A 24,809-nucleotide genomic window follows, 5' to 3' on the forward strand; every position below is an offset into this window, starting at 1 on the left:
CAAGTTGTTGGCTTTTTATTCACCAATATTCTGTAAGTCTCTGATATTGCGATTTTGTGATGTGGCGCAGAGGGGCGCTTCAGAAAGTGCCGGGTAACCGCTTCATTACCCGGCGGGGGCAATTTAGCGCAGCGCCCGGGCAATGGCGCTAAACATCAGAGAGGCCTCCAGCGGCTGGGCGCTAAAGGACGGCTCCGCCTGCGGCCAGGAATTCTTACCAACCCATTTTCATGCCGTGCAGTGGCAGAACGAAAAAAGGCTGCGCACCGAAGTGGGCAGCCGGGGGATTAGTCAGACGATGGTCACCATCTGGAAGCCGGGAAGCGCTCAGCGCTGTGAACACCCTTTGCACTGTTGGTTCTGGATCTGCTGGAAGAAATCGTTGCCTTTGTCATCCACCAGGATAAACGCCGGGAAGTTCTCGACTTCGATTTTCCAGATGGCTTCCATACCCAGTTCAGGATACGCCACGCATTCCAGACTCTTAATACTGTTTTGCGCCAGCACCGCAGCCGGGCCGCCGATGCTGCCCAGGTAGAAACCGCCGTGCTTATGGCAGGCATCCGTTACCTGCTGGCTGCGGTTGCCTTTTGCCAGCATGATCATGCTCGCGCCGTGGGATTGCAGTAGGTCCACATATGAGTCCATACGTCCCGCAGTGGTCGGGCCGAGTGAACCAGACGCATAGCCTTCCGGCGTTTTAGCAGGGCCCGCATAGTAGATTGGATGGTCTTTCACGTACTGCGGCAGTTCTTCGCCGTTGTCGAGCAACTCTTTCAGCTTCGCGTGGGCGATATCGCGCGCGACGATGATAGTACCGTTCAGCGACAGACGGGTAGAGACCGGGTGCGCGGAGAGCTGCGCCAGGATCTCATTCATCGGCTTGTTGAGGTTGATGCTGACCACGTCGCCTTCGCCCTGCTGGCGCAGAGATTCAGGAATATACTGACCCGGGTTGTGTTCCAGTTTTTCAATCCAGATCCCGTCGCGGTTGATTTTCGCTTTGATATTACGGTCTGCAGAGCAGGAAACACCCATGCCGATTGGGCAGGACGCGCCATGGCGTGGCAGGCGGATCACGCGGATATCGTGGGCGAAGTATTTACCGCCAAACTGTGCGCCGAGACCCAGGTTCTGCGCTTCCTGGAGCAGTTCCTGTTCGAGTTGAACATCACGGAACGCCTGGCCGTGTTCGTTACCTTCCGTTGGCAGTGCGTCGTAATAGCGGGTGGACGCCAGTTTCACGGTTTTCAGGGTGCTTTCCGCAGAGGTACCGCCAATCACAAACGCGATATGGTAAGGCGGGCAGGCTGCAGTGCCCAGAGTACGCATCTTCTCAACCAAATAATTTTTCAGTTTCGCCGGAGTAATCAGCGCTTTGGTTTCCTGGTAGAGATAGGTTTTGTTGGCTGAACCGCCACCTTTTGCCATGCACAGGAATTTGTATTCGTCCCCGTCCACGCTGTAGAGATCAATCTGCGCGGGTAGGTTGGTGCCGGTATTCACCTCTTTATACATATCCAGCGCGGCATTCTGGGAGTAGCGCAGGTTGTCTTCGATGTAGGTGTTATACACCCCCTGGCTCAGGGCTGCTTCGTCGCCGCCACCGGTCCAGACGCGCTGGCCTTTTTTCCCCATGACGATCGCCGTTCCGGTGTCCTGGCAGGTTGGCAGCACGCCTTTGGCGGCAATCTCGGAGTTGCGCAGGAACTGCAGGGCAACGTACTTGTCGTTCTGGCTGGCTTCAGGATCGTGAAGAATGGCGGCAACCTGCTTCTGATGAGAAGGACGCAGCATAAACGCAGCATCGTGGAAAGCCTGCTGTGCCAGCAGCGTCAGCGCCTCTGGCTCGACTTTCAGGATCTCCTGACCCTCGAACTCGGCAACGGAGACGTGCTCTTTAGTCAGCAGATAGTATTCGGTGTCGTCATGCGCGAGAGGGAAGGGGTTCTGGTAGATAAACGGTTTGTTTGACATAGCGTATTGCTCCACAAAAATAAAACCGCCGGAGGATGAGCCCGGCGGTCAGGAATCAGAACATCATGGACATCCACGGATAACCAATCAGCAGCAGGGCCGCCAGGAAGATGGCACCGAAGATGGTGCCGAGGCGCCAGTAGTCTTTGGTTGGCAGGTAACCACTACCGTAGTAAATCGGGCTTGGGCCGGTACCGTAAGGGGTGATGATCCCCATCACACCCAGCGAGGTCACCATCAGCAGGACGAATACTTCCATATTCATGCCAGGAATGGTGGAGGCAATGGTCAGCATCGCTGGCAACAGCGCGGTGGTGTGCGCGGTGGTGCTGGCAAACAGGTAGTGCAGCAGGTAGAACGCCAGCAGCAGGACAATGGTCGCCACACCCGGTGAGATACCGCTCATTAACAAACCACCTTCTTTACCCAGCCAGCTGATAAAGCCGGTAGACGAGAGGCCATCCGCCAGCGCAACCAGGGTGGCGAACCAGACGAAGGTGTTCCACGCGGCTTTGTTGCCGGTGATATCGTTCCACTCCAGCACGCCGGTCCACAGCATCAGGCCGACGATGAGCAGGGCAGCCATGGCAGGTTCAATCCATGCGGCAGCGAAAATCCACATCAGCAGTGCACAGCAGACGAATACCAGCAGCAGGATTTCGTTGCGGGACAGTTTGCCCAGTTTTTCCAGCTCACGGGTCGCCCACAGCGGCACTTCGTTGTTCACTTTGACTTCTGGCGGGTAGAACCAGTAGGCCAGCAGCGGCATGGTCAGGATCAACAGGATGCCCAGCGGCAGGAAGGCGAGGAACCAGGTACCCCAGGAGATATCAATCCCAACCGTACTTTTCACCAGCGCCAGCGCCAGCAGGTTCGGCGCGAGTGCGGAGAGGAACATTGAGCTAGTAATACAGGCTGCAGTGATCGCCACCCACATCAGATACGAACCAATTTTACGCGCGCTTGGATCGTTTGGTTTTGAACCATACAGCGGCGGAAGGTTAGCGATAATCGGGTAGATGGTCCCGCCGCTACGCGCGGTGTTGGACGGTGTGAACGGTGCCAGCAGCAAATCTGCGAAGGTAATGGCGTAACCGAGCGTCAGGCTGCGACGGCCCAAATACTTCACCAGAATCAGCGCCAGACGGCGTCCGAAGCGGGTTTTATCATAACCAGCGGCGAACATAAAAGCGCCGAAAATCAGCCAAACGGTTGAGTTACCAAAACCGCTCACGGCCCATTTAAAAGAGGCACCGGCCAGCTTGAATTTCGGGTCGGCCAGCTGTTCGGGGCTGAACAGTACCCACTGGCTACAGAGCGCAATGGCCACCACGCCCGTCAGGCCAATCACCGCGCCCGGCAGCGGTTCGAAGATCAAACCAACGATCACACCGACAAAGATGGCGAAGTAGTGCCATGCGTAAGGAGGCAGCCCTTCTGGTACCGGAACAAACAGCAGCAGTACGGCGACGATGACGGGCAGTGCCATCATCAGCAGACGTTTTGCGTTTCCATTTGATGCCTGGTTCGCCACAGGGGGCGTTACAGCAGTTTTTGTATTCATAGTTTCACGTCTTAAGTTGTCAAAAATTCGGTCGTACTGAAAAACAAAATGGCTTTCTTAAGTTTCTTTGCTTTTTTTAGTTATTAAAGGTGCGCTTTTGTATTTTCAGTAATAGTGATTTAACGCATTTTTGATTGCGCTAAATTAAAAAATGATGATGTTTTTATATTGCGCTTTTGGATGCCATAACTATTGATCACGATCAAAAAAACAGAATGGCAGCGTTATTTTTATTCTTTTATTAATAACCACTCAGGCGTATGTGGGTATTACGTGTTTTATTGGTTTGTTTTATCATTTCCGTAACATTTATGTTTTCTTTGTTTTTTATCTTGTTGTTTTTGATTGTTTTATTATTTATTTGGAAATTGGTTTTACCAATTTTTATTTAACGTATTTTAAATTATTGTGAATGACTGAATTACATTCTCTAACACCAATGTGTTATTTGTGTTATTGAAGGGGTTAAATAGTTTTTTAACTAACGTAATAGCTTTAGAAACTAAAAAAATCATTATATTAATATCATGACATCGGCAAAGAACGACGAAATAAAAAATCAATCCGATAACGAATTCTTAATTTTTAAAAGTTTGGAGTTTTCTATTATGAGCACTAACGAACGCATTCTGAGTTCCTTCACATTACCGAATGGTACCGAACTGAAAAACCGTTTGTTAATGGCCCCAATGACAACCTGTACCGGCTACTATGACGGTACGGTGACCAGCGAGCTAGTGGAGTACTATCGGGCCCGTTCCGGCAGCATTGGCACCATTATTGTTGAGTGTTGCTTTGTCGACGATCTCGGTCTTGCCTTCCCGGGTGCGATCGGTATTGATAATGACGAGAAAATCGCCGGGCTGGCGAAAATCGCTGAGGCAATTAAATCTAAGGGTTCTAAAGCCCTGCTGCAGATCTACCACGGCGGCCGTATGGTTGACCCGAAACTGATCGGTGGCCGTACGCCGGTAGGGCCAAGCGCAGTTGCCGCTCCACGTGACGGTGCCGCGACACCGGTTGCGCTGACCACTGCCGAAGTCGAAGGCATGATCGGTAAGTTTGGTGAAGCCGTGCGCCGCGCGATTCAGGCCGGTTTTGACGGTGTCGAGATCCACGGGGCCAATACCTATCTGATCCAGCAGTTCTACTCCCCGAACTCAAACCAGCGCACGGATGAATGGGGCGGCAGCCGTGATAACCGTGCGAAATTCCCGCTAGCGGTGCTGGAAATTACTCACAAAATGGTGCGCCAGTACGCGGACGACGCGTTTATTATTGGCTATCGCTTCTCCCCTGAAGAGCTGGAAGTGCCGGGCATCCGCTTTGAAGACACCATGTACCTGCTGGAGAAACTGGCGGCGCGCGGTGTGGATTATCTGCACTTCTCCGTGGGTGCCACTCTGCGTCCTTCTATTGTTGATACCCAGGACCCGACTCCGCTTATCGAAAAATACTGCACCCTGCGCTCTGAGACCCTGGCGCAAATTCCAGTCATGGGCGTGGGCGGCGTGGTGAATGTGTCAGACGTGAATGAAGCGCTGGACCACGGTTACGACCTGATTGCCGTTGGCCGCGCCACCATCGCTTACCCGGACTGGACTGACCGCATCGCGGCCGGTGAAAACCTTGAGCTGTTTATGGACAGCACCAAACGTGAAGAGCTGAACATCCCTGAACCGCTGTGGCGCTTCTCGCTGGTGGAAGCGATGATCCGCGACATGAGCATGGGTGAATCCAAATTCAAACCGGGCACCTTTGTTGAGAAAGTGCAGGACGATGCTAACGAGCTGGTGATTAACGTCAGCCTGGAGACCGACCGCATTGCGGATATCGAACTCGCATCGGGTCCGAGCGAAGACGTTGAGTTTGTGACAAGCTTTGAAGAGATCCGTACCCGCATTCTGGATGCCAACACCCCGCATGTGGATGCCATCACTGGCGCAACCAGCCAGAGTGAGGCGGTGAAGAAAGCGGTCTCGAAAGCAATGCTGAAATCCAGCAAAGCGCTGGCAGCAGAAGAGGGCGCCGACCCGAATGAAACCCGCAGCGTGGACGTGGTGGTGGTTGGTAGCGGTGGTGCCGGTCTGGCCGCCGCCATCCAGGCTCACGACGAAGGCGCAAGCGTGCTGATTGTTGAGAAAATGCCAACCATCGGTGGGAACACCATTAAAGCCTCTGCCGGGATGAACGCCGCCGAAACCCGCTTCCAGCGCGTGAAGGGCATTCAGGACAGCAAAGAGCTGTTCTACCAGGAAAGCCTGAAAGGCGGCGGTAACAAGAACAACCCGGAACTGCTGCGCCGCTTTGTTGAGAACGCGCCGCAGGCGATTGAGTGGCTGGCAACACGCGGCATTATGCTAAACGACATCACCACCACCGGCGGGATGAGCATCGACCGTACTCACCGTCCAAAAGACGGCTCTGCGGTGGGTGGCTACCTGATTAGCGGTCTGGTGCGTAACGTCAACAAACGCAACATCGACGTCATGCTGGACACCTCCGTCAGCGATATTATCTTCGAAAACGGTGAAGTCACCGGCGTGCGCCTGACCACCGAAGAGAATGAAACTATTACCGTAGCAACCAAAAGTGTCATTGTTGCCACCGGTGGTTTCAGTGCCAACAGCCAGATGGTGGTGAAATACCGTCCGGACCTGGAAGGTTTCGTTACCACCAACCACAAAGGGGCGACCGGTGGCGGTATTGCGCTGCTGGAACGTATTGGTGCAGGCACCGTTGATATGGGCGAAATCCAGATTCACCCAACCGTTGAGCAGAAAACATCGTATCTGATTTCCGAATCTATCCGCGGCGGCGGGGCGATTCTGGTAAATCAGAAAGGGGAACGCTTCTACAACGAAATGTCGACACGCGATAAAGTCTCGGCGTCAATCATCGCGCTGCCAGAGAAATACGCCTACATCGTCTTTGATGAACATGTTCGTGCCAAAAACAAAGCCGCAGATGAGTATATCGCCAAGGGGTTTGTGACCAGCGCCAGCTCACCAAAAGCACTGGCTGAGGCCCTGGGGATGGATTACCACGCTTTCCTGGCGACGCTGGAACGTTACAACGGTTTCGTTGAAAAACAGCATGACGATGATTTTGGCCGTACCACCGCGCTGCGTGCGCCAATCAACGAAGGGCCATTCTACGCCATTCAGATTGCACCAGGCGTGCACCACACCATGGGCGGCGTGACCATCAATACCGAAACCTGCGTACTGGACAGCAACCACAACGTACTGCCTGGGGCGTTTGCTGCCGGTGAAGTGGTCGGCGGGATCCACGGCGGTAACCGTATTGGTGGTAACGCAGTGGCAGATATCATTATTTTTGGTACTCTGGCTGGACACCAGGCGGCTATGCGTTCGAAAAAGAGGTAAGGCACCTGTTTCTCAGGCCGGATGAACGCAGCGCCATCCGGCATATTCCCCGGCGGCGCTGTGCTTGCCGGGGTTACATTTGAGGATACATCCTATGCCTGATAGCCATCGCGTTTACAGCTACTCCGCCGTCCTGATGGGCTCACCCATCCTCCTGAAACTCTTCTCCCATGACGAAGCCCTCGCTTCCCGCGTGTTTCGCCTGATCAAACAGTATGAAGATCTGCTCACCGTCAACCGCGCGCACTCGCAGGTCATGGACATTAATCATGCTGCAGGCCAGCATCCGGTCACCGTCAGCCGACCCGTATTTGAACTGATCCGCTGTGCAAAAGCGGCAAGCCTCCTCAAGGACAGCGCCTTTAACCTGGCCATTGGCCCGCTGGTGAAGCGCTGGAAAATTGGTTTTCAGGGAGACAGCGTTCCGCCTGCCGATGAATTAGCGTCACTGCTGGCGATTACCCGTCCTGATGATGTCATCCTTGATGAGGCCCGCAGCAGCGTTTTTCTGACCAGCACGGGTATGGAAATCGATCTGGGGGCCATCGCCAAAGGATATATCGCCGACAGAGTTCGGGATTATCTGCACAAAGAGGGGGCCGATCTGGGGCTGATTAACCTCGGCGGCAATATCCAGACATTAGGCTCGCCGGAAGGGGGCTGGAGCGTGGGGCTCAAAAAACCGTTCGCCGGGGATGCGTTGATCGGCACGATGACGGTCGAGAACATGTCAGTCGTGACGTCCGGAACATACGAACGCTACTTTGAACAAAACGGCAAACGCTACCACCACATTCTCGATCCGCGCACCGGGTATCCCCTGGATAACGAACTGGATAGCGTGACCATCATTTCTAAAAACTCCATTGATGGAGATATCTGGACCACGTTGATGTACGGCATGGGCGTAGAGAAGGGGTGTGCAACGCTGCGCGCGCGCCCCGATATTGAAGCTATCTTTGTGACAAAAACAAAAGAAGTGGTGCTCTCTTCAGCGCACCACTTCCGGTTTACCTTGCTGGATAACAGCTACTGCGTTACTGACAATACTGCTTGAGCAGGCCTGTTTGTTCCGGCTGGAGGCGGTAGCGATACACCGGACGCCCGGTGGCACCGTAGTGAATGCTGGTGAACAAAATGTTGATTTGCGCCAGCCAGATCAGATATTTGCGGCAAGATACGCGGGAGATATTGACCGCGCCTGCCAGGTCATCGGTGGAGAATTCTGTCTCCGGATGGGCATCAATCCACTGACAAATCGTGCGCAGCGTCTGCGGCGTTAACCCTTTCGGCAGCTTTTTGCTGTCCGCCAGCTCTGGCGCTCCGCCGTGGATCAGTCTGTCAACGTCGGCCTGCTCGTAGTACTGGTGCGATCCCATCAGACTGTGCTTCGCCTTCCAGCCGTTTAGTGCCTCCTCAAAGCGTGGGAACTGGAACGGTTTAATCAGATAATCCATCACGCCGTAATGGATGGAGGTCTGGATCGTGGCGGCGTCAGCAGCGGAGGAGATCATAATGACATCAATCGGGCGGCCCGAAGCGCGAATAACGGGCAACAGATCCAGCCCGTTATCCTGCTGCATATAAACGTCCAGCAGCACCAGGTCGACAGGCTGGTTGGGGTTATTGATAAAGGCCTCGGCCTGGTTGAGCGTAGAGGCGACACCGCAGCAGCTAAAGCCTTCAACACGGTTGACGTACAGACGGTTGAGGTCAGCTACCATGGCATCATCATCGACAATTAATACATTTATCACGCGATATTCCTCTCGCTATCCCAGGGGATGTGAACAAAAAATTGGGTAAAGACACCAGGCTCAGACTCGACGGAGATGTCTCCGCCCAGGTTCTGGATTTGCTGGCGAGCAAGGAACAACCCAACACCGCGGTTTTCACCTTTGGTTGAGAATCCCTTTGTAAAAATAGCCTCCAGCTGAGTGGGATCAATACCGGGGCCATCATCACTGACTTCACAACTGAGCCAGCCATTCTGATAATGCAACAGCAGAGTGATTTCGCCTTCCTGCTGTCCTTCCATCGCGTCGAGTGCGTTTTCAATAAGGTTACCCAGCGCGGTGATCAGCACTGCAACCTGCTCTTCACTGGCGGTATCCGGAATCTGGCACTCATCGGCCAGCGACAGGGTGACGCCCGCTTCTTTCGCCCGGTTTATTTTACCCAGCAGGAACCCCGCAATCACCGGAGATTTTACCTTGCTCTGTATCTCACCGATATCTGTCTGGTAATTGTGCGCGGTCTGAATGATGTACTCTTCCAGCTTGTCGTAGCGTTTCATGTGCAGCAGGCCAAGGATCACGTGCAGTTTGTTCATAAACTCATGTGTATGGGTGCGCAGGGCGTCGACGTAACTGACCATGCCATCAATCCGCTGCATCAGCTGGCTGATTTCCGTTTTATCGCGGAAGGTGGTGATCGCGCCGATCACCCGATCCTGGCTTTTGACTGGCACCATGTTGCACAGCAACAGCCGCCCGTTACAGCTGATCTCCTGATCCTGGCGGGCAATACCCGTTTTCGAGACTTCCCGCAGGCTGGCCAGCAGCGGCGCGCTGGCGTTTTCAGTCTGCTTCCCTGAGGGCAGGAGTAAAATCTCTCTGGCGGTTTGATTAATCATTGTCACCCGGCCATGAATATCGACAGCCAGCACCCCTTCACGGAGCGACTGCAGCATTGCCTGACGCTGTTCGAACAATGCGGAGATTTCGTAGGGTTCGAGCCCGAACAGGATGCGTTTCAGTACCCGAACCAGACCCCAAATCGCCATGGAACTCATAAAGATACTGAATAAGATGGTCCAGACGGCGTTCATCCGTCCGCGGGCGATCTGATCTTCCACTTTTTTGAGAGAGATACCGACCACCACCACACCGATCTGATCGTGCTGGCTGTCATAAACAGGGGTGAAAACACGGAGCGCTTCGGCGAGCGCACCACGGTTTACGGAGACATTCTCTTTACCTTCCAGCGCAGGCTCGAGGTCATTACCAATAAAGTGCAGGCCGATCAGCGCTTCGTTCGGGTGCGAGTAACGAATCCCCCGCATGTCAGTCACCACCGTGAGCAGCAGATCGTTGCGTTGGGTAACGGCTTTGGCGATGGGCTGAATGATATCTGCCTGCGGGGGCTGCATCAGGCCTCGCTGGATCTCCGGGCTGTTAGCCAGCGTTCGGGCGATACCCAGAGCGGTATCTTTAACATCATCGCGGGTCGCCCGGGTAATTTGTACTGAATAGAGTGCAAAGACCACCAGCAGCACAGAGGCAATAATCGCGCATACCATCAACGTGACCAGCGTATTCAGTTTCATGGGGCGCTTGCGCGTCAGAAGGAAAGGCTGCAAATCGCTCATCAACACTCCGCGATGATTAAGAAAGGGGGTAATTATCGCCGATGACGCGCTTTTCTTAAAGCCATGTAAAGGCGTGGATTTGCTCCTCTTTTCGTGACCCTCCTCGCATGTCATCCATATAAAACACTTTATAGTGTGTGGGTACTCATAATAAGGAGGCTGTTTATGAGCATTATGCTTACCGGTTCGGTCAAGGAAAGACGGCACGCCAGCACGATGAATATTGATAGATTGTCCACGCTGGACATGCTGAAAGTCATTCACCAGGATGATGCACTTATCACTGCTGCTATTACCCCCTGTTTAACAACTATCGCCCGCGTGGTGGATAACGCCGCCGCGACCCTCAGCCACGGTGGTCGTTTAGTCATTGTTGGCGCAGGCCCGTCGGGCCGTGTCGCGCAACAGGTAGCGGATGAATATGCTCCGGGTAAAACTCCTGTCATTGCCGTTACAGCAGGCGAGGGAGAAGGAAGCTATGAGCGTGGCGTTGCCGACCTGCAGGCCATCACCTTTGGCGAACACGATATGATGCTGGCGGTGACCATTAGCGGGAAAACACCGTGGGTTTGGGGCGCGATGCGGCATGCATGGTCGCTGGGCTCTTCGGTTGCTGTCATTACCGGCGACGCGCAAAGTGAAGCGGCGCAACTGGCGAGCATGGTGATTGCCCCGGAACTGGGTGCTGATGTGGTCGCAGGCTATATCAATACCAAAGCGGGGATTGCGCAGAAAATGATCCTCTCGATGATTGCTACCGGATTGGCCGTCCGAACCGGTCGCGCATACAGCAACCTGCGTGTGGATCTTGAGGCAAGCAATACCAAATGGGCCGAGCGACAAATCGCAATAGTGATGGAAGCAGGCGGATGTACCCGGGCGGAGGCGAAAGCCGCGCTGGAAGGGTGTAACCATAACTGTAAAACAGCGGTATTGATGGTGCTGACAGGGCTGGATGCCTGGAAAGCCCATGAGCTACTGGCGCAGAATAACGGATTTATTCGCGTGGCGTTGCAGGAAGCGCCGTAGAGCCTGACAAATGGCATAAAAAAGCCCGCGAAAGCGGGCTTTAGTATTTTAGATATTAGAACTGGTAGGTCATACCGATGCCAACGATGTCATCGGTGGAAATACCGTTTGCTTCGTAGAAGCTTTCATCGTTATCCAGCATGTTGATTTTGTAGTCAACATAGGTAGAGAAATTCTTGTTAAAGCTGTAGGTCATACCCAGGTCGATATAGTTAACCAGGTCCATGTCACCATGCTGACCCTGAGGGTGGCTAGCGTTGCCTGGGTAAGTCATGTCCTTGCCCTTGGAGTATACCCATGCCAGGGATGGACGCAGGCCGAAGTCGAACTGGTACTGGGCAACCGCTTCGAAGTTCTGGGTCTGATCTGCGATACCATAATCACCGTATGGTGTCATATTGCGGGTTTCAGCATACATCATCGCCAGATAGATGCTATTGGCATCGTATTTGGCACCGATGGTCCACGCTTCAGCAGTTTTACCGCTAGCATAACGCGCGCTGTATTGGCCTGCCGCTTCCTGTTCGTTAGTACGATCAGAAGACGAGTACGCCGCACCCAGGCTCAGGCCGGACAGGTCGCCAGAGAAGTCGTAGGAGGTCGACATGCCGAAGCCGTCGCCATTCTGGAAACGCACATCTTTATGACCATTTTTCGTGCCTTCCTGGTCTTCTTGAGCATACTGACCTTCATTCGCGCCCTGATATTGCAGCGCAAAATTCAGACCATCAACCAGACCAAAGAAATCATTATTACGATAAGTCGCCAGACCGTTAGCACGGCCATTCATAAAGTTATCGGTCCAGGTGTAAGAATCACCGCCAAATACCGGCAGCATATCGGTCCAGGCTTCAACGTCGTACACGACGCCGTAATTACGACCATAATCAAATGAGCCGTATTCACCATATTTCAGACCTGCATATGCCAGGCGGTTAAAGGATTTATCACCCGCGCCTTCAGTATCATTTGCGTAGGTTTTATATTCCCACTGGCCGTAACCGATCAGATCGCGAGTAATCTGAGTTTCACCTTTGAAACCAATCTGTACATAGGTTTCATCGCCGTCGTCACCTGGGTTGTCAGAGAAGGTATGACGTGCATCGACTTTGCCATACAGGTCAACTTTGTTGCCGTTTTTATTGTACATCTCTGCCGCATTTACCGCGCCAGCCATTAATAAAGCGGGTACAAGAAGTGCCAGAACTTTTCTTTTCATTATATATTCCCTTTAAAGATAATTTATATGAATATATGTAATTGCCCTCCGCAATTACATGGCTGATACTATTCTATGGATTGTTATTTTGGTTCAAAAATAAATGTAATTAAAGTCGTATAAATATTGCAAAATATTTCTAAATGTCGCTTTATTTTTCTTGTGAATTATTCGATTGAACATATAGGGGTTAATTATTATTAAGTATTTCACGCTATTATTATTTCATTTTTATAATTGCTTGAAATTATATATTTCGCCCTTTCAGAGCAAAAATAACACAACCGTTAATCTTGCCTGAGATCAACTTAACGCAAACTGAGCGTAAGAAATCTTCCCACACTGCCGCGTTTAATGACAAAATGTGATGATTGTCACAAAACTAAGTGAGCAGGTGAAAACGATAGTGCAGCTATCGTGGAGTGAAGGATAAAGATGGAACGAAAAATTGAACGTAGCCTGGGAGGCAAACTGGCTCTGTGGGTGTTCTACGCATTTTGCGGTTACTTTGTCTGGGCTATGGCGCGCTACGCGTGGGTGGTAAGTAAAATTCCATCACTGCCTGATACCGTGGCTGACGGTGATTTAGGGTCGACCAGCGGGAAGTGGCTTGGAGCCATTCTGGGGTTTATGGTGCTGGGCACCGTCGGTCTGATTCTGGGCGCGATTGCCTGGTATACGCGTCCCCGTCAGGACAACCGGTGATAGCAGCGGGGAAAGTTGCTATTGTTACCGTTTCACCGACAGGATGTGATCATGGAACTTACGCAGTGGCAGCACCGCTTTGAACGCTGGCTCGACGAAAACCACACTACCGACGACGCCGCTCATGATATTTCACACTTTCGTCGTGTCTGGATGACTGCGCAAAAAATTATGGACAACCAGACGGTTGACCCGCTGGTTGTGCTGACCGCATGTTATTTTCATGACATCGTTAGCCTGCCAAAAAACCATCCGGAACGCAGTCAGTCATCCCGTCTGGCGGCGCGTAAGACACGTAGCATTCTGCAATGCGATTTCCCTGATTTTCCGTCCGAATGTTATGCCGCAGTGGAACATGCCATCGAGGCACACAGTTTCAGCGCCGGGCTGACGCCGCAAAGTATTGAGGCCAAAATTGTCCAGGATGCAGACCGTCTGGAAGCACTGGGTGCCATCGGTCTGGCGCGAGTCTTTGCCGTGTCAGGCGCTTTGGGGGTGGCACTGTTTAATGCTGACGATCCGTTCGCCGATGCACGAGCCCTTGATGACCGGGCGTTTGCCCTTGACCATTTTCAGACCAAGCTGTTGCGCTTGCCTGATACAATGCAAACGGATGTCGGGCGCGAGCTCGCGCATCACAACGCCGATTTTCTGATCCAGTTTATGGCGAAACTCAGTGCCGAATTACACGGCGACTGCATCGGGCTGGATAGCCAGGTTCAGAGCCGCTTCCGTCGCAGTTTGCGCAAATGAACTGTGGTAATCTGTTTCCAGTCTTTATTGTCCGGTTAAAAGAATGCAGGAAAATCGATCAGTGACTGAGCCCGCACCTGAGCAGGCTGAGAAATCAACGGCAACGGTGCAGGCGTTATTGCACCAGTTGTTAGATATCTATGATGCTAAAACCCTGGCAAATCAGCTGGTGGCACACGGTGAGAGCCACTGGAGCCCGGCAATCCTGAAAAGACTGCTGACCAGCGAGCGGGCAGGGCGTCGCCTGAGCGAAGGCGAGTTTCGTTACCTGCAGAGCCTGCTTCCACGCCCTTCAGCCGCGCACCCGAATTATGCCTTCCGCTTTATCGATCTGTTTGCCGGTATCGGTGGCATCCGACACGGCTTTGAAGCCATCGGCGGTCAGTGCGTGTTTACCAGCGAGTGGAACAAACATGCTGTGCGCACCTACAAAGCAAACTGGTACTGCGATCCGCATGAACATCATTTCAACGCGGATATCCGCGATGTCACCCTGAGCCATAAAAGTGGCGTGAGCGATGCACAAGCCGCGGAGCACATTCGCCAGACGATCCCGGCGCATGATGTGCTGTTGGCGGGTTTCCCGTGCCAGCCTTTCTCCCTGGCGGGCGTCTCGAAAAAGAACGCCCTCGGACGTGCCCACGGTTTCGCCTGTGATACCCAGGGAACGCTGTTTTTTGATGTGGCCCGCATTATTGACGCCCGACGCCCGGCGATTTTTGTGCTGGAAAACGTCAAGAATCTAAAGAGCCATGATGGTGGAAAAACCTTCCGCATCATCATGCAAACGCTGGACGAGTTGGGCTATGACGTGGCCGACTCACAGGACATGGGCGCGGATGACCCAAAAATCATTGATGGGAAACATTTTCTGCCCCAGCATCGCGAACGAATCGTGCTGGTGGGTTTCCGCCGCGATCTCAATCTGAAGGGGGATTTCACCCTGCGTGATATTCCTTCTTTATATCCGGCGCACCGTCCCACCGTGGCTGAGCTGCTGGAGCCTGTCGTCGACGCGAAATTTATCCTCACTCCGGTGCTGTGGAAATACCTCTACCGCTATGCCAAAAAACATCAGGCGAAGGGCAACGGCTTCGGTTTTGGGATGGTCAACCCAAACGATCCGCACAGCGTCACCCGCACGCTTTCTGCCCGCTACTATAAGGACGGTGCAGAAATTCTGATCGACAGAGGCTGGGACAAGGCGCTTGGCGAGCAGAATTTCGACGACCCGGACAACCAGCGTCACCGTCCACGGCGCTTAACGCCTCGGGAATGCGCCCGGTTAATGGGGTTTGAGACCCCGCAAGGCTACAGCTTCCGCATTCCGGTTTCGGACACGCAGGCTTATCGCCAGTTTGGTAATTCTGTGGTGGTTCCCGCGTTTGCGGCGGTGGCAAAACTGCTGGCCTCCCGCATCAAACAGGCTGTGGCGCTACGTCAGAGTGAGGCCGTCAATGACGGATGTTCACGATAAAGCAACACGCAGTAAAAACATGCGTGCCATCGGCACGCGTGATACCGCAATTGAAAAACGCCTGGCCGCGCTTCTGACGCAGGCCGGCGTTGATTTCCGCGTGCAGGATCCTTCGCTTGCGGGTCGCCCGGACTTCGTTGTCGACGCGTACCAGTGCATCATCTTTACCCACGGCTGTTTCTGGCATCATCACGACTGCTACTTGTTCAAGGTTCCGGCGACACGCACCGATTTCTGGCTGGAGAAAATTGGTAAAAATGTTGATCGTGACAACCGGGATCTCACCACGCTTATTGCTCAGGGCTGGCGAGTGCTGATCGTCTGGGAGTGTGCCCTGAGAGGCAGATTAAAACTGAACGATGCCGATCTCACGGAACGGCTGGAAGAGTGGATCTGCGGCGGCGGTCAGACCGCGCAGATCGACACACAGGGTATTCATCCGCTTACGGTTTTTCCACCTCGCAAGGTGTGACAACCGGTTTGGCAGGCAGCAAATATTTGCCCAGCGTGACCAGCACAACAGCAAAAACAATCACCCCGAGTGCCAGCCATTCTACCGACGAGAGCGTTTCACCGCCCAATCCTGTGCCGAGCAGCACGGCCACGACCGGGTTGACATAGGCATAGCTGGTGGCGACGGCCGGAGAAACATTGCGGATCAGGAACATGTAGGCATTAATGGCGATGAGCGATCCAAACAGCGCCAGATAACCGACCGCCAGAAAGCCCGACAGACCCGGCATTGTCGTCAGCTTTTCTCCCGTCAGCGTTGAGGCGAGTAAGAGCACAATCCCCGCAGCGAGCATCTCTATTGCGCCAGCCATCATGCCGGAGGGCAGCTCAATACGGGAGCCGTATACGGAACCGAACGCCCAGCTCATAGAGCCGATCAGAATAATCACGGCGCCCCATGGGTTCCCGCTCAGGTTACCGCCGCTGTTGAGCAGAATAATGCCAGCAAGCCCGATGCCAATCCCCAGCCATTCCAGTTTGCGGGTACGAATGCCAAAAAGGCGGCTAAAACAGAGGGTAAACAGCGGGACGGTGGCAACCACCACGGCGGCGATCCCTGACGGTACATTCTGGTGCTCGGCAATGGTCACAAAACCATTGCCCACGGCCAACAGCAGCAGACCAATCAATGCAGCATTAAGCAGCGGGCGAAGTGGGGGAAGTTTATGACCGCGTAGCAGCAGGAATGCCAGCAGAAGCACCCCAGCCGAGAGGAAGCGAATCCCCGCCATCATCAGCGGCGGCCAGCTTTCTACGCCGATGCGAATGACAAAGTAGGTTGAACCCCAAATGATATACAGTGAAAAAAGTGCCCCAATGAGCGGTAGCAATTGCCGGAAACGCATAATCCCTCACGACGAAATAAAAAGGTCGCTGATAGTAAACGCGAAAACTATCGTGCTGGCGAGCCCTTTAATTGTGTGGTTGATGTGAATTTTTTGTTGACGAAAGGTGCCTGTTTCCGGGTTCACGCTTTTGCTCCATACTATTCACTACATTAGCAAAAAAAGAAGGATTGAGATTTTGGCAGGAAGTAGCTTATTAACATTGCTGGATGATATTGCCACCTTGCTGGATGACATTTCAGTGATGGGGAAACTGGCAGCGAAGAAAACCGCAGGCGTTCTGGGAGATGATTTATCGCTTAACGCCCAGCAGGTGAGTGGGGTTAGGGCTAATCGTGAACTGCCGGTGGTGTGGGGCGTTGCGAAAGGTTCATTCCTGAATAAAGTGATTCTGGTACCACTGGCGCTACTGATCAGCGCGTTTATTCCCTGGGCCATCACGCCGTTACTGATGATTGGTGGGGCATTTTTATGCTTCGAGGGCGTCGAGAAAGTCCTGCATTCGTTCGCGGCACGTAATAAGAGCGATACGCCTGAAATGCGCCAGCAGCGTCTTGAAGCACTGGCCGCGCAGGATCCGAAAACCTTTGAGCGCGATAAAGTGAAAGGGGCTATTCGTACCGACTTTATTCTCTCTGCTGAGATCGTTGCCATTACGCTGGGGATTGTGTCTGAAGCACCGCTGATGAACCAGGTTCTGATCCTCTCCGGGATCGCTATTCTGGTCACGGTAGGGGTGTACGGTCTGGTGGGGTTGATCGTTAAGCTGGATGATATCGGCTACTGGCTGGAAGAGAAATCAAGCGCGGTGGCAAAAGGGGTAGGCAAAAGCTTACTGGTGCTGGCGCCCTGGCTGATGAAGAGTTTATCCGTGGTCGGCACGCTGGCGATGTTCCTCGTTGGCGGCGGTATTGTGGTGCACGGTATTGCGCCATTGCATCACGCTATCGAACATTTCTCCACTGCGCAGGGTGCTGTTGTCGCGGCGATTCTGCCCACGCTGCTGAATCTTGTGTTGGGCTTTATCATTGGCGCTATCGTGGTGGCGGCAGTAAAGTTGGTCGAAAAAATGCGTGGCACGGCGCACTAATTGCTACCTGTTACAGATGCAAAAAGACCATTCCTCGTCTAAATTGAAAAAGTTTCACCCTGATACAGGAGGCAGGTATGGTCTTTTTGGTCAGTGATGAAGTTAAGCCTAAGAAGGGCGGCCCACGTATGATTGTCACCGGGTATTCCAGTGGAATGGTGGAGTGTCGGTGGCACGATGGCTACAGCATCAAGCGGGAAGCATTTCGTGAAGATGAGCTTCAGCCGGGTGATGGGCAGCAGAAACGAGACAAGGCTTAATCACATAACGCCCGGCTTTGTCGGGCGTTTTTTATTTCAGGTACCGGGTGTAGGCAGTCATCAGGGAGAGTGTGTGTGCAGCGCGATACATTTGTTGTAAGACGATCTTTTTTTCAATGGCTGCAAAAGCGCAGCAACCCTGGCCTGATTGTTAATTCCTGTTTTATCGTCGTACTGATCTTCTCCACTCTTCTGACCTGGCGCGAGGTGGTGGTGCTGGAAGAGGCCTATATCTCCAGCCAGCGCAATCATCTGGAAACGGTTGCCAGCTCGCTCGACAGACAGCTGCAATTTGGCGTTGATAAGGCGCTATTTTTCCGCAACAGCATGCGGGACGCACTGCAGAAACCGCTGGCATTTGACGTTTTGCATCAGGCTGTTGATCGTTTTGACCTCCTCCGGAATCGACCTGCCTGGCAACTGGCGGTGGATAAAGAACGCACACTCCCCATTAATGGCGTATCAGACGCCTTTGTTGAAAAAACGGTACTCCTCAACCGTGACGATGAACGTATCCGTAATGAAATTTCTGCTGCACTTGAAGTCGGTTACTTACTACGTCTGGCCTCATCGACGGTACAGAATGAAGAGCGGATTATCTATATCTCCCGCGCCGGGTTTTATCTTTCCACGGATACGCCTGCGCAGAGTGACGACATCATTACGCGTTATTACCACCTGGTGACCCAGCCCTGGTTTACGCAGCAGTCTGAACGTAACAATCGTGCGCGGGCGGTGCGCTGGTTTATCTCTACCGCGTCCTCCTGGACCGGCAACGAACGCATGATTACGGCCAGCATACCCATCTATTTCGAACATTACTGGTACGGCGTAGTGGCGATGGATTTTTCGTTTAGCACCATGAAGCGTTTGCTGGCAGATGCAACGGACGATCATGCCGAAGGGGAATATCAGCTGTACGATTCGCGCCTCAACTTGATTGCCTCTTCGGAATCTCCGGCCAGCCTGATGAACCGTTTTGACGAACGTGAAATGGCGCAAATCGCGCATGCCATTGAAAGTGACACGGAAGGCGGAGTCCGTCTCGGCAGTCGTTTTATCAGTTGGGAACGGCTCGATCACTTTGATGGCGTTGTTCTGCGAGTGCATACCCTGCATGAAGGTGTTCAGGGTGATTTCGGTAGCATCAGCATTGTGCTGGCTCTGCTGTGGGCACTTTTTACGGCCATGCTGCTTATCTCCTGGCTGGTGATCCGCCGAATGGTGAGCAACATGTATGCACTGCAAAGCTCACTGCAGTGGCAGGCCTGGCATGATCCGCTCACCCGTCTGAATAACCGTGGTGCGCTCTTCGAACGGGCCAGAATACTGGCACAACAATGCCAGCAACAGTCGCTACCGTTTTCCGTGATTCAGATCGATCTGGATCATTTCAAAAGCATCAATGACCGCTTTGGTCATCAGGCGGGTGACAAGGTGCTGTCTCATGCTGCCGGGATTATTGCCAGCGGACTGCGTGAAAACGATGTCGCCGGGCGCGTCGGCGGGGAAGAGTTTTGCGTGGTATTACCTGGGGTGGCGCTTCCCGAGGCCTCGGTGGTAGCAGAGCGCATCCGCGCAAGGATTGACAGCAAAGAGATTCTGGTGAAAAAAAGCACCACATTACATATCACTGCATCATTTGGCGTGAGCTGTGCTCATGAAAAAGGGAACTACAACTTTGAACAGCTGCAGTCGATTGCCGATACCCGTCTGTATCTGGCAAAACAGGGGGGACGTAATCAGGTTATCTGGCGCGATGACGACAAGAAGTGATCCAGCCCCTCACTCCAGCCAGCCGGTCCGGGCTGCTGAGTGTAATAGACCCGCGCAGGGGAAGTGTCTCGCAGCACGATACCCTGTCGGTTTATCCCTTTGATGACGACAGCGAAGTCCATGCTGTCCAACAGGGGGGCATCATTGGGGCCATCACCGAGTCCCAGGGTGACATGAGTGATATCTTCCTGCTCACGGTACTGCTCAATAAGCCAGTTAACCGCAACGTCCTTACCACAGCGGGCGTCCAGAATATGCCAGAAACGGGCGCCTTGCAGGCATTTCAGGCCACTTCGCGCCAGCACCTCTTCAAACTCAACCATTTTCTCATCGGTGTCGCGCCAGATAAGCGTGACGGAGGCTTCATGCTTACGTGCAAGGGCTGAGCGATAGCGCGTCAGCCCGGTCCACTCGCTGATAACCCGTTCATCGACGTCGTCAAAGGTGGTGAATTTAACGCGCAACTGCAGGCGGATTTGTTCAATCAGCCGGTGGATATCCTGGTGCGACATCCCTCTGATGTGGCGCTGACCCATTTCCCAGCGGACATCAGGCTGAATCACTGCGCCGTTTTCGGCAATAAGCGGTAAACCTTCCAGCCCCAGATCCTGCTGGATCTCAAGCATCTCTGCCACCGTCTTACTGCTGCAAAGAATGACCGGTACCTGGTTATCCAGCAGCCTGTCGAGCCAGGGTATCGCTGGCTGCCAGTCATAGGTATGAATATCCAGCAACGAGCCATCCAGGTCAGAAAAAATCAGCAGCGTGTCCTGCAGTGAAGGCATAGTGGCTCCAGATAACGGATGCGTCAGAGATTAAGAATATTCCTAAAAAATAACGGAAAGGGAAATCCTGGAAAAGGGAACTATCCCAGGCAAACCCGCATTCGGCGTATGTTATCGCTCATAACAAAAATCAATATGTTAAAAATGTTATATTCATTCCGAGAATATATGCTTGTCAGGCAAAATTGTTGGGGATAGTGTGGCATGTACATCAGGTTTCCTGGTGTAACGAATTTCAAGTGCTTCTTGCATAAGCAAGTTTTGATCCCGGCCATCCCCATGACCGGGATTTTTTTCGTGCTACCGATTTGCTTCAGACACGCTAAAGTCATGAATATCAAGCTCGAAGGCCTCAGCCAGTTCACGATAGGTGTGATAATCCCTTCCGTTAACAATGACGCGGTCAGAATTATCGTCCATACGGCGGACTTCTGATTCACTGATCTCATTGATCGCGGCCAGCAGGGCATCGACATCCACTTCGACGTCGCGTTTGATGGTGTCGCTGTACGCTTTGTCGGTCTTCATTACGGGACTCCTCTTTCAACCTACAAACGTGTCCAGGGTTAAGTATAGCCTGTGTAAAAAAACGCCATTCGCGCCGGACGGCGATGTGCGTTTTTGCGTTTTGTTCTACACTGGCTCAAAACCAGAGGAGGAATGTATGAAGGTCAACGATCGGGTAACCGTTAAAACGGACGGTGGGCCGCGCCGCCCGGGTGTGGTACTGGCAATTGAAGAGTTTAGCGAAGGCACAATGTACCTGGTATCACTGGAAGACTACCCGCTTGGCATCTGGTTTTTTAACGAACTGGGGCATCCTGACGGTATTTTTGTTGAGAAAGCAGAGTAGCTCGGCGTCGGGTGGCACAGCGCGTACCCGACAACGTCTCAGAAGCAAAAATCTCTGGCCAGGCCAGAGATCAAAGGTAGGGTGCACAGGGTCTTAAGCGACTAACGCATGTTGACGAAAATCCCGTTCGTCACATTATCGGTCAGGCGTACTACGTGGTAGATCACTTGCTTATTATGCGTTTTAATTTTCCTTTTAATATTTCCTTTGTGTGACGAAACGGTTTTAGCTTTAATATTCATCTGGTCTGAGATCTGAATAGTTCCTTGGCCCGCCATCCACATTCTCAGCATACTTGATTCAGTCCTGCTTAATGATAGGGTGGGTAAGTTAACCGCTCCTACATTTTTAACTTCTTTATTCAAATAATCACCCAGAATGTCATCCAGCGACTCTGGTTTAATCGATTTAGAGCTGATTAATAAGTTTTTACGGACCAATAAATACTCATCGAAATGGATATTCGCGATCGCCATAAAAACAATAAACAGGGTTTTTGGATGCTGATTAATGATTTGCTTAATGTGCTGACTGTTGGCTGGATCGTGAATGAAACAGTCCTCATTAATAAACACCACGCCTGGTTTTAGTTCGTCACAAGCGGCTGCGAGTTCGTCAACGGTGTGTGCATCGTTGATGTCTCTCTTTCTTACCCCTCTGCTTGCCAGGTACCCGGTTAACCCTAGCCGGGTGTAGCTGCATAAATCCATAATGATCGTTGACATGGCATACCCTCACTCAATGCGTAACGATAATTCACCATCTGCCTGAGAGCTCAAAACAGCCATACGGGATGGAAAAAAATAATAAACCTGTGAGCATGACAAAGACTTTCAGGCGGACTCACTATCCCGTAAAGTTACGTATAATTTGCCAGGAATCTTCTTAAAGTAAAGTAATTATTAAGTATTGTGAGGTGCTTAGAAACAATTAAACCGCGTCAGATATATCCTGGAAGATGTTTTTCAGGTTTTATTTTAGGAATATCCTCAGAAAGACAATATCAATAGTGAGGGCTATTATTTACGTGGCAGTTCGCTGACAATATCCGCTAACAGGTTGAATATCTCGCCGAATAAATGTTCACAGAAGGGGGCGATAAGTGGCATGAGTAATGACATTAATAAAATTCCGACCGTCAACGTCAGCGGAAAACCAATGACAAACACCGATAACTGCGGCGCCATTCGGTTCAGTAAACCTAATGCCAGGTTTACTGTCAGCAGCAGTGTGATAATCGGTAGCGCGAGCATCAGCCCGTTCAGGAATATCAGCCCTGCGGCACGGGTGAGCGCCAGAAAAGCATTGCTGTTCACCGGGTTCTCACCAATTGGCAGCGTATGGAACGTATCCACCAGCATGGAGATGAGCCACAGATGACCGTTGAACGACAAGAACAACAGCATGGCCAACAGGTCGATAATGCGCGCCAGCACAGGCATGTTGAGATGGCTGCCGGGATCAACGAACGTGGCGAACGATAATCCCATCTGCAGGCCGATGAGTTCCCCTGCGGTGCGCACGGCGGCAAAGGCGAGTTGCATGGTAAAGCCGACGGCGACGCCAATCATCACCTGCTGCAATGCCACCCATACCGCATTGGCCGAGAAAATCGGAATATCCACGGGAGGGAGAGAGGGCGCGACGATAATGGAAATGATAATGCCCAGCCCCACTTTGACACGCTTGGGGATCGATTTCTCACTGAGAATCGGGGCTGTTGAGATCAGCGCCATGATGCGCAGCATTGGCCAGAAATAGACGCCAAGCCACTGAACCCACTGGTCGCTGGTGAAGTGCAGCATCGTCAGGTCAGCCGATGATGTACGGCAGATTGGTAAACAGGTTGCGCATATAGTCCAGCAACAGGTTCAGCATCCACGGCCCGGCAACGATAATCGCCACGAACACGGCGATGATTTTCGGGATGAATGACAGCGTCATTTCGTTAATTTGCGTGGCGGCCTGCAGAATACTGATAATCAGACCGGTTACCAGCGCGACAAGCAACAAAGGCGCGGCAACGGCTATCGCGATTTTCATCGCTTCCGTGCCCATCATCATGACCGATTCGGGTGTCATCGCCGTTCCTTAACTGTAGAAACTCTGGGCCAGAGAACTGACCAGCAGCTGCCAGCCATCGACCAGCACGAAGAGCATGATCTTAAAGGGCAGGGCAATGGTGGCGGGAGGAACCATCATCATACCCAGCGCCATCAGCACGCTGGCGATCACCAGGTCGATAATCAGGAACGGAATAAAAATGGTAAAGCCAATCTGAAACGCGGTTTTCAGTTCGCTGGTGACATAGGCAGGCAGCAGAATACGCATCGGAACCGCTTCCGGACCCTGAAGCTCACCGGTGTTGGACAGGCGAGCAAAGAGCGCCAGATCCGCTTCACGCGTCTGGCGAAGCATAAATTCCCGTAACGGCTGAGCGCCTTTATCCAGCGCCTCCTGCATGGAGATTTTGTCTTCGCTGAACGGCTGGTAGGCGTCGGTGTAAATCTTATCGATCACCGGCGACATAATGAAAAAGGTCAAAAACAGCGCCAGACCCAGCAGAACCTGGTTTGGCGGTGCGGAAGGGGTTCCTAGCGCGTTTCGCAACAGACCAAAGACGATGATGATGCGGGTGAAGCTGGTCATCATCAGCAGGATGGCCGGAATAAACGTCAGCGAGGTGATGAAAACCAGTGTCTGAACCGGGAGCGACCAGCTTTGGCCGCCGCCAGCGAGGGGCGTTGAGACCAGACCAGGCAGTTGCGCATAAACCGCGGGAGCAAACAGACCCACGCCCGCAAGCGTAAGGGATAACAAACGGCGCATCAGGATCTCCCGGAACGCTTAAGCAAACTCTTCATAACGGACTGGAAATCCGCAGGGGCGTCTGCGCGCTCGTTCACCAGAACAGGCGCGGGCGGCAGTTTATGTAATACGTTGATGTTTGAGGCAGTGACGCCCAGAACCAAACGCGCATCTTCCACATCGACAATGACCACGCGTTCCCGTGGCCCCAGTGTGGTGCTGGCGCTGACCTTCAGACCGCGGGTACCGGCGGTTTTACCCGCCAGACCAACGCGTTTCGCCAGCCATGCGGCGATAAGAATAAAGGCAATAATACCGAACAACGCCCCGCTCACCTGGAGCAGAGGTGAGCCGGGGACGGCAGAAGGTTGTGATATTGTTGCCTGAGTTTTCATG

Annotated in this window: 23 protein-coding genes and 2 pseudogenes; 12 read left to right on the forward strand and 13 right to left on the reverse strand. The window is 52.7% G+C overall.

Annotation, left to right across the window (positions count from 1 at the left end; translation table 11 throughout):
• Positions 1–199: 199 nt before the first annotated feature.
• Positions 200–334, forward strand: a pseudogene (locus AC0XWG_RS15940) (LysR family transcriptional regulator); the annotation flags it as partial.
• Here the strand turns inward: AC0XWG_RS15940 and fumA are convergent.
• Both fumA and AC0XWG_RS15950 read right to left on the reverse strand, forming a co-directional pair.
• Complete coding sequence (gene fumA, locus AC0XWG_RS15945) at positions 328–1,977, reverse strand: class I fumarate hydratase FumA (protein WP_128348834.1); 1,650 nt, start codon at positions 1,975–1,977, stop codon at positions 328–330. The pseudogene AC0XWG_RS15940 and the gene fumA sit on opposite strands and share 7 nt — an antisense overlap.
• A 55-nt stretch (positions 1,978–2,032) precedes the next feature.
• Positions 2,033–3,541: an anion permease gene (locus AC0XWG_RS15950; RefSeq protein ID WP_023325580.1), complete on the reverse strand. Its 1,509-nt coding sequence runs from the start codon at positions 3,539–3,541 to the stop codon at positions 2,033–2,035.
• A gap of 608 nt (positions 3,542–4,149) precedes the next feature.
• On the opposite strand from AC0XWG_RS15950, the gene AC0XWG_RS15955 reads away from it, so the two are divergent.
• Both AC0XWG_RS15955 and AC0XWG_RS15960 read left to right on the forward strand, forming a co-directional pair.
• Positions 4,150–6,930: a flavocytochrome c gene (locus AC0XWG_RS15955; RefSeq protein WP_128348833.1), complete on the forward strand. Its 2,781-nt coding sequence runs from the start codon at positions 4,150–4,152 to the stop codon at positions 6,928–6,930.
• Positions 6,931–7,024: 94 nt separating this feature from the next.
• Positions 7,025–7,987: an FAD:protein FMN transferase gene (locus AC0XWG_RS15960; RefSeq protein WP_128348832.1), complete on the forward strand. Its 963-nt coding sequence runs from the start codon at positions 7,025–7,027 to the stop codon at positions 7,985–7,987.
• On the opposite strand, the gene dcuR is transcribed toward AC0XWG_RS15960, so the two are convergent.
• Together dcuR and AC0XWG_RS15970 are read right to left on the reverse strand one after the other, a co-directional pair.
• Positions 7,968–8,687: a two-component system response regulator DcuR gene (gene dcuR / locus AC0XWG_RS15965; protein ID WP_028019609.1), complete on the reverse strand. Its 720-nt coding sequence runs from the start codon at positions 8,685–8,687 to the stop codon at positions 7,968–7,970. The two genes, AC0XWG_RS15960 and dcuR, sit on opposite strands and share 20 nt — an antisense overlap.
• Positions 8,684–10,300, reverse strand: coding sequence for a sensor histidine kinase (locus AC0XWG_RS15970; RefSeq protein WP_028019608.1), 1,617 nt, complete (start codon positions 10,298–10,300; stop codon positions 8,684–8,686). Before AC0XWG_RS15970 ends, dcuR begins: the two co-directional genes overlap by 4 nt.
• Before the next feature lie 165 nt (positions 10,301–10,465).
• Here AC0XWG_RS15970 and AC0XWG_RS15975 point away from each other — a divergent pair, with 165 nt between their 5' ends.
• A complete protein-coding gene (locus AC0XWG_RS15975) occupies positions 10,466–11,329 on the forward strand; it encodes an N-acetylmuramic acid 6-phosphate etherase (RefSeq protein ID WP_028019607.1) in 864 nt (287 codons plus the stop codon).
• 55 nt (positions 11,330–11,384) lie between these two features.
• Here the strand turns inward: AC0XWG_RS15975 and ompC are convergent, their stop codons facing one another.
• On the reverse strand, positions 11,385–12,548 hold the full coding sequence (gene ompC / locus AC0XWG_RS15980) for a porin OmpC (RefSeq protein ID WP_028019606.1): 1,164 nt from the start codon (positions 12,546–12,548) through the stop codon (positions 11,385–11,387).
• A gap of 435 nt (positions 12,549–12,983) precedes the next feature.
• Here ompC and drpB point away from each other — a divergent pair, with 435 nt between their 5' ends.
• The 4 genes from drpB (at position 12,984) to AC0XWG_RS16000 (ending at position 15,955) form a co-directional block, all read left to right on the forward strand.
• A complete protein-coding gene (gene drpB / locus AC0XWG_RS15985) occupies positions 12,984–13,253 on the forward strand; it encodes a cell division protein DrpB (protein WP_028019605.1) in 270 nt (89 codons plus the stop codon).
• Positions 13,254–13,304: 51 nt separating this feature from the next.
• Entirely contained in the window at positions 13,305–14,006 is a 702-nt protein-coding gene (locus AC0XWG_RS15990; protein ID WP_128348898.1) for a phosphohydrolase, read from the forward strand.
• Between the two features lie 61 nt (positions 14,007–14,067).
• Entirely contained in the window at positions 14,068–15,483 is a 1,416-nt protein-coding gene (locus AC0XWG_RS15995) for a DNA cytosine methyltransferase (protein WP_128348899.1), read from the forward strand.
• Positions 15,464–15,955 (forward strand): very short patch repair endonuclease, encoded by a 492-nt coding sequence (locus AC0XWG_RS16000; protein WP_128348900.1) that lies wholly within the window; start codon positions 15,464–15,466, stop codon positions 15,953–15,955. The genes AC0XWG_RS15995 and AC0XWG_RS16000 overlap by 20 nt, the downstream gene beginning before the upstream one ends.
• On the opposite strand, the gene yedA is transcribed toward AC0XWG_RS16000, so the two are convergent.
• Positions 15,927–16,841, reverse strand: a complete 915-nt coding sequence (gene yedA, locus AC0XWG_RS16005) for a drug/metabolite exporter YedA (protein WP_028019601.1) — start codon at positions 16,839–16,841, stop codon at positions 15,927–15,929. The genes AC0XWG_RS16000 and yedA overlap by 29 nt on opposite strands.
• Before the next feature lie 175 nt (positions 16,842–17,016).
• Here yedA and AC0XWG_RS16010 point away from each other — a divergent pair, with 175 nt between their 5' ends.
• From AC0XWG_RS16010 to dgcQ, 3 genes are all read left to right on the forward strand, one after another.
• Positions 17,017–17,931, forward strand: a complete 915-nt coding sequence (locus AC0XWG_RS16010; RefSeq protein ID WP_192831230.1) for a DUF808 domain-containing protein — start codon at positions 17,017–17,019, stop codon at positions 17,929–17,931.
• Positions 17,932–18,008: 77 nt separating this feature from the next.
• Positions 18,009–18,191: a YodC family protein gene (locus tag AC0XWG_RS16015; protein WP_028019599.1), complete on the forward strand. Its 183-nt coding sequence runs from the start codon at positions 18,009–18,011 to the stop codon at positions 18,189–18,191.
• Between the two features lie 75 nt (positions 18,192–18,266).
• Positions 18,267–19,967, forward strand: coding sequence for a cellulose biosynthesis regulator diguanylate cyclase DgcQ (dgcQ, locus tag AC0XWG_RS16020; protein WP_028019598.1), 1,701 nt, complete (start codon positions 18,267–18,269; stop codon positions 19,965–19,967).
• On the opposite strand, the gene AC0XWG_RS16025 is transcribed toward dgcQ, so the two are convergent.
• Both AC0XWG_RS16025 and yodD read right to left on the reverse strand, forming a co-directional pair.
• Entirely contained in the window at positions 19,934–20,752 is an 819-nt protein-coding gene (locus AC0XWG_RS16025) for a mannosyl-3-phosphoglycerate phosphatase-related protein (RefSeq protein WP_108089643.1), read from the reverse strand. The genes dgcQ and AC0XWG_RS16025 overlap by 34 nt on opposite strands.
• A gap of 300 nt (positions 20,753–21,052) precedes the next feature.
• Positions 21,053–21,280, reverse strand: a complete 228-nt coding sequence (yodD, locus tag AC0XWG_RS16030; protein WP_028019596.1) for a YodD family peroxide/acid resistance protein — start codon at positions 21,278–21,280, stop codon at positions 21,053–21,055.
• A 136-nt stretch (positions 21,281–21,416) separates the two neighbouring features.
• Between yodD and dsrB the strand changes: the two genes are divergently transcribed.
• Positions 21,417–21,605 carry a protein DsrB gene (dsrB, locus tag AC0XWG_RS16035; RefSeq protein WP_013097741.1) on the forward strand — a complete coding sequence of 63 codons (189 nt, stop codon included), beginning with the start codon at positions 21,417–21,419 and terminating at the stop codon, positions 21,603–21,605.
• A 101-nt stretch (positions 21,606–21,706) separates the two neighbouring features.
• On the opposite strand, the gene rcsA is transcribed toward dsrB, so the two are convergent.
• From rcsA to fliO, 5 genes and pseudogenes are all read right to left on the reverse strand, one after another.
• On the reverse strand, positions 21,707–22,330 hold the full coding sequence (gene rcsA, locus AC0XWG_RS16040) for a transcriptional regulator RcsA (RefSeq protein ID WP_008500313.1): 624 nt from the start codon (positions 22,328–22,330) through the stop codon (positions 21,707–21,709).
• Between the two features lie 278 nt (positions 22,331–22,608).
• Positions 22,609–23,410 (reverse strand): annotated as a pseudogene (fliR, locus tag AC0XWG_RS16045) (flagellar biosynthetic protein FliR).
• A 7-nt stretch (positions 23,411–23,417) separates the two neighbouring features.
• Positions 23,418–23,687, reverse strand: a complete 270-nt coding sequence (gene fliQ / locus AC0XWG_RS16050) for a flagellar biosynthesis protein FliQ (protein ID WP_008500315.1) — start codon at positions 23,685–23,687, stop codon at positions 23,418–23,420.
• A gap of 9 nt (positions 23,688–23,696) precedes the next feature.
• Positions 23,697–24,434 (reverse strand): flagellar type III secretion system pore protein FliP, encoded by a 738-nt coding sequence (gene fliP, locus AC0XWG_RS16055; RefSeq protein WP_008500316.1) that lies wholly within the window; start codon positions 24,432–24,434, stop codon positions 23,697–23,699.
• Complete coding sequence (gene fliO / locus AC0XWG_RS16060; RefSeq protein WP_128348902.1) at positions 24,434–24,808, reverse strand: flagellar biosynthetic protein FliO; 375 nt, start codon at positions 24,806–24,808, stop codon at positions 24,434–24,436. Before fliO ends, fliP begins: the two co-directional genes overlap by 1 nt.
• Between the last annotated feature and the right edge of the window lies 1 nt (position 24,809).

This window comes from Enterobacter sp. DVT3837 (assembly GCF_056238685.1).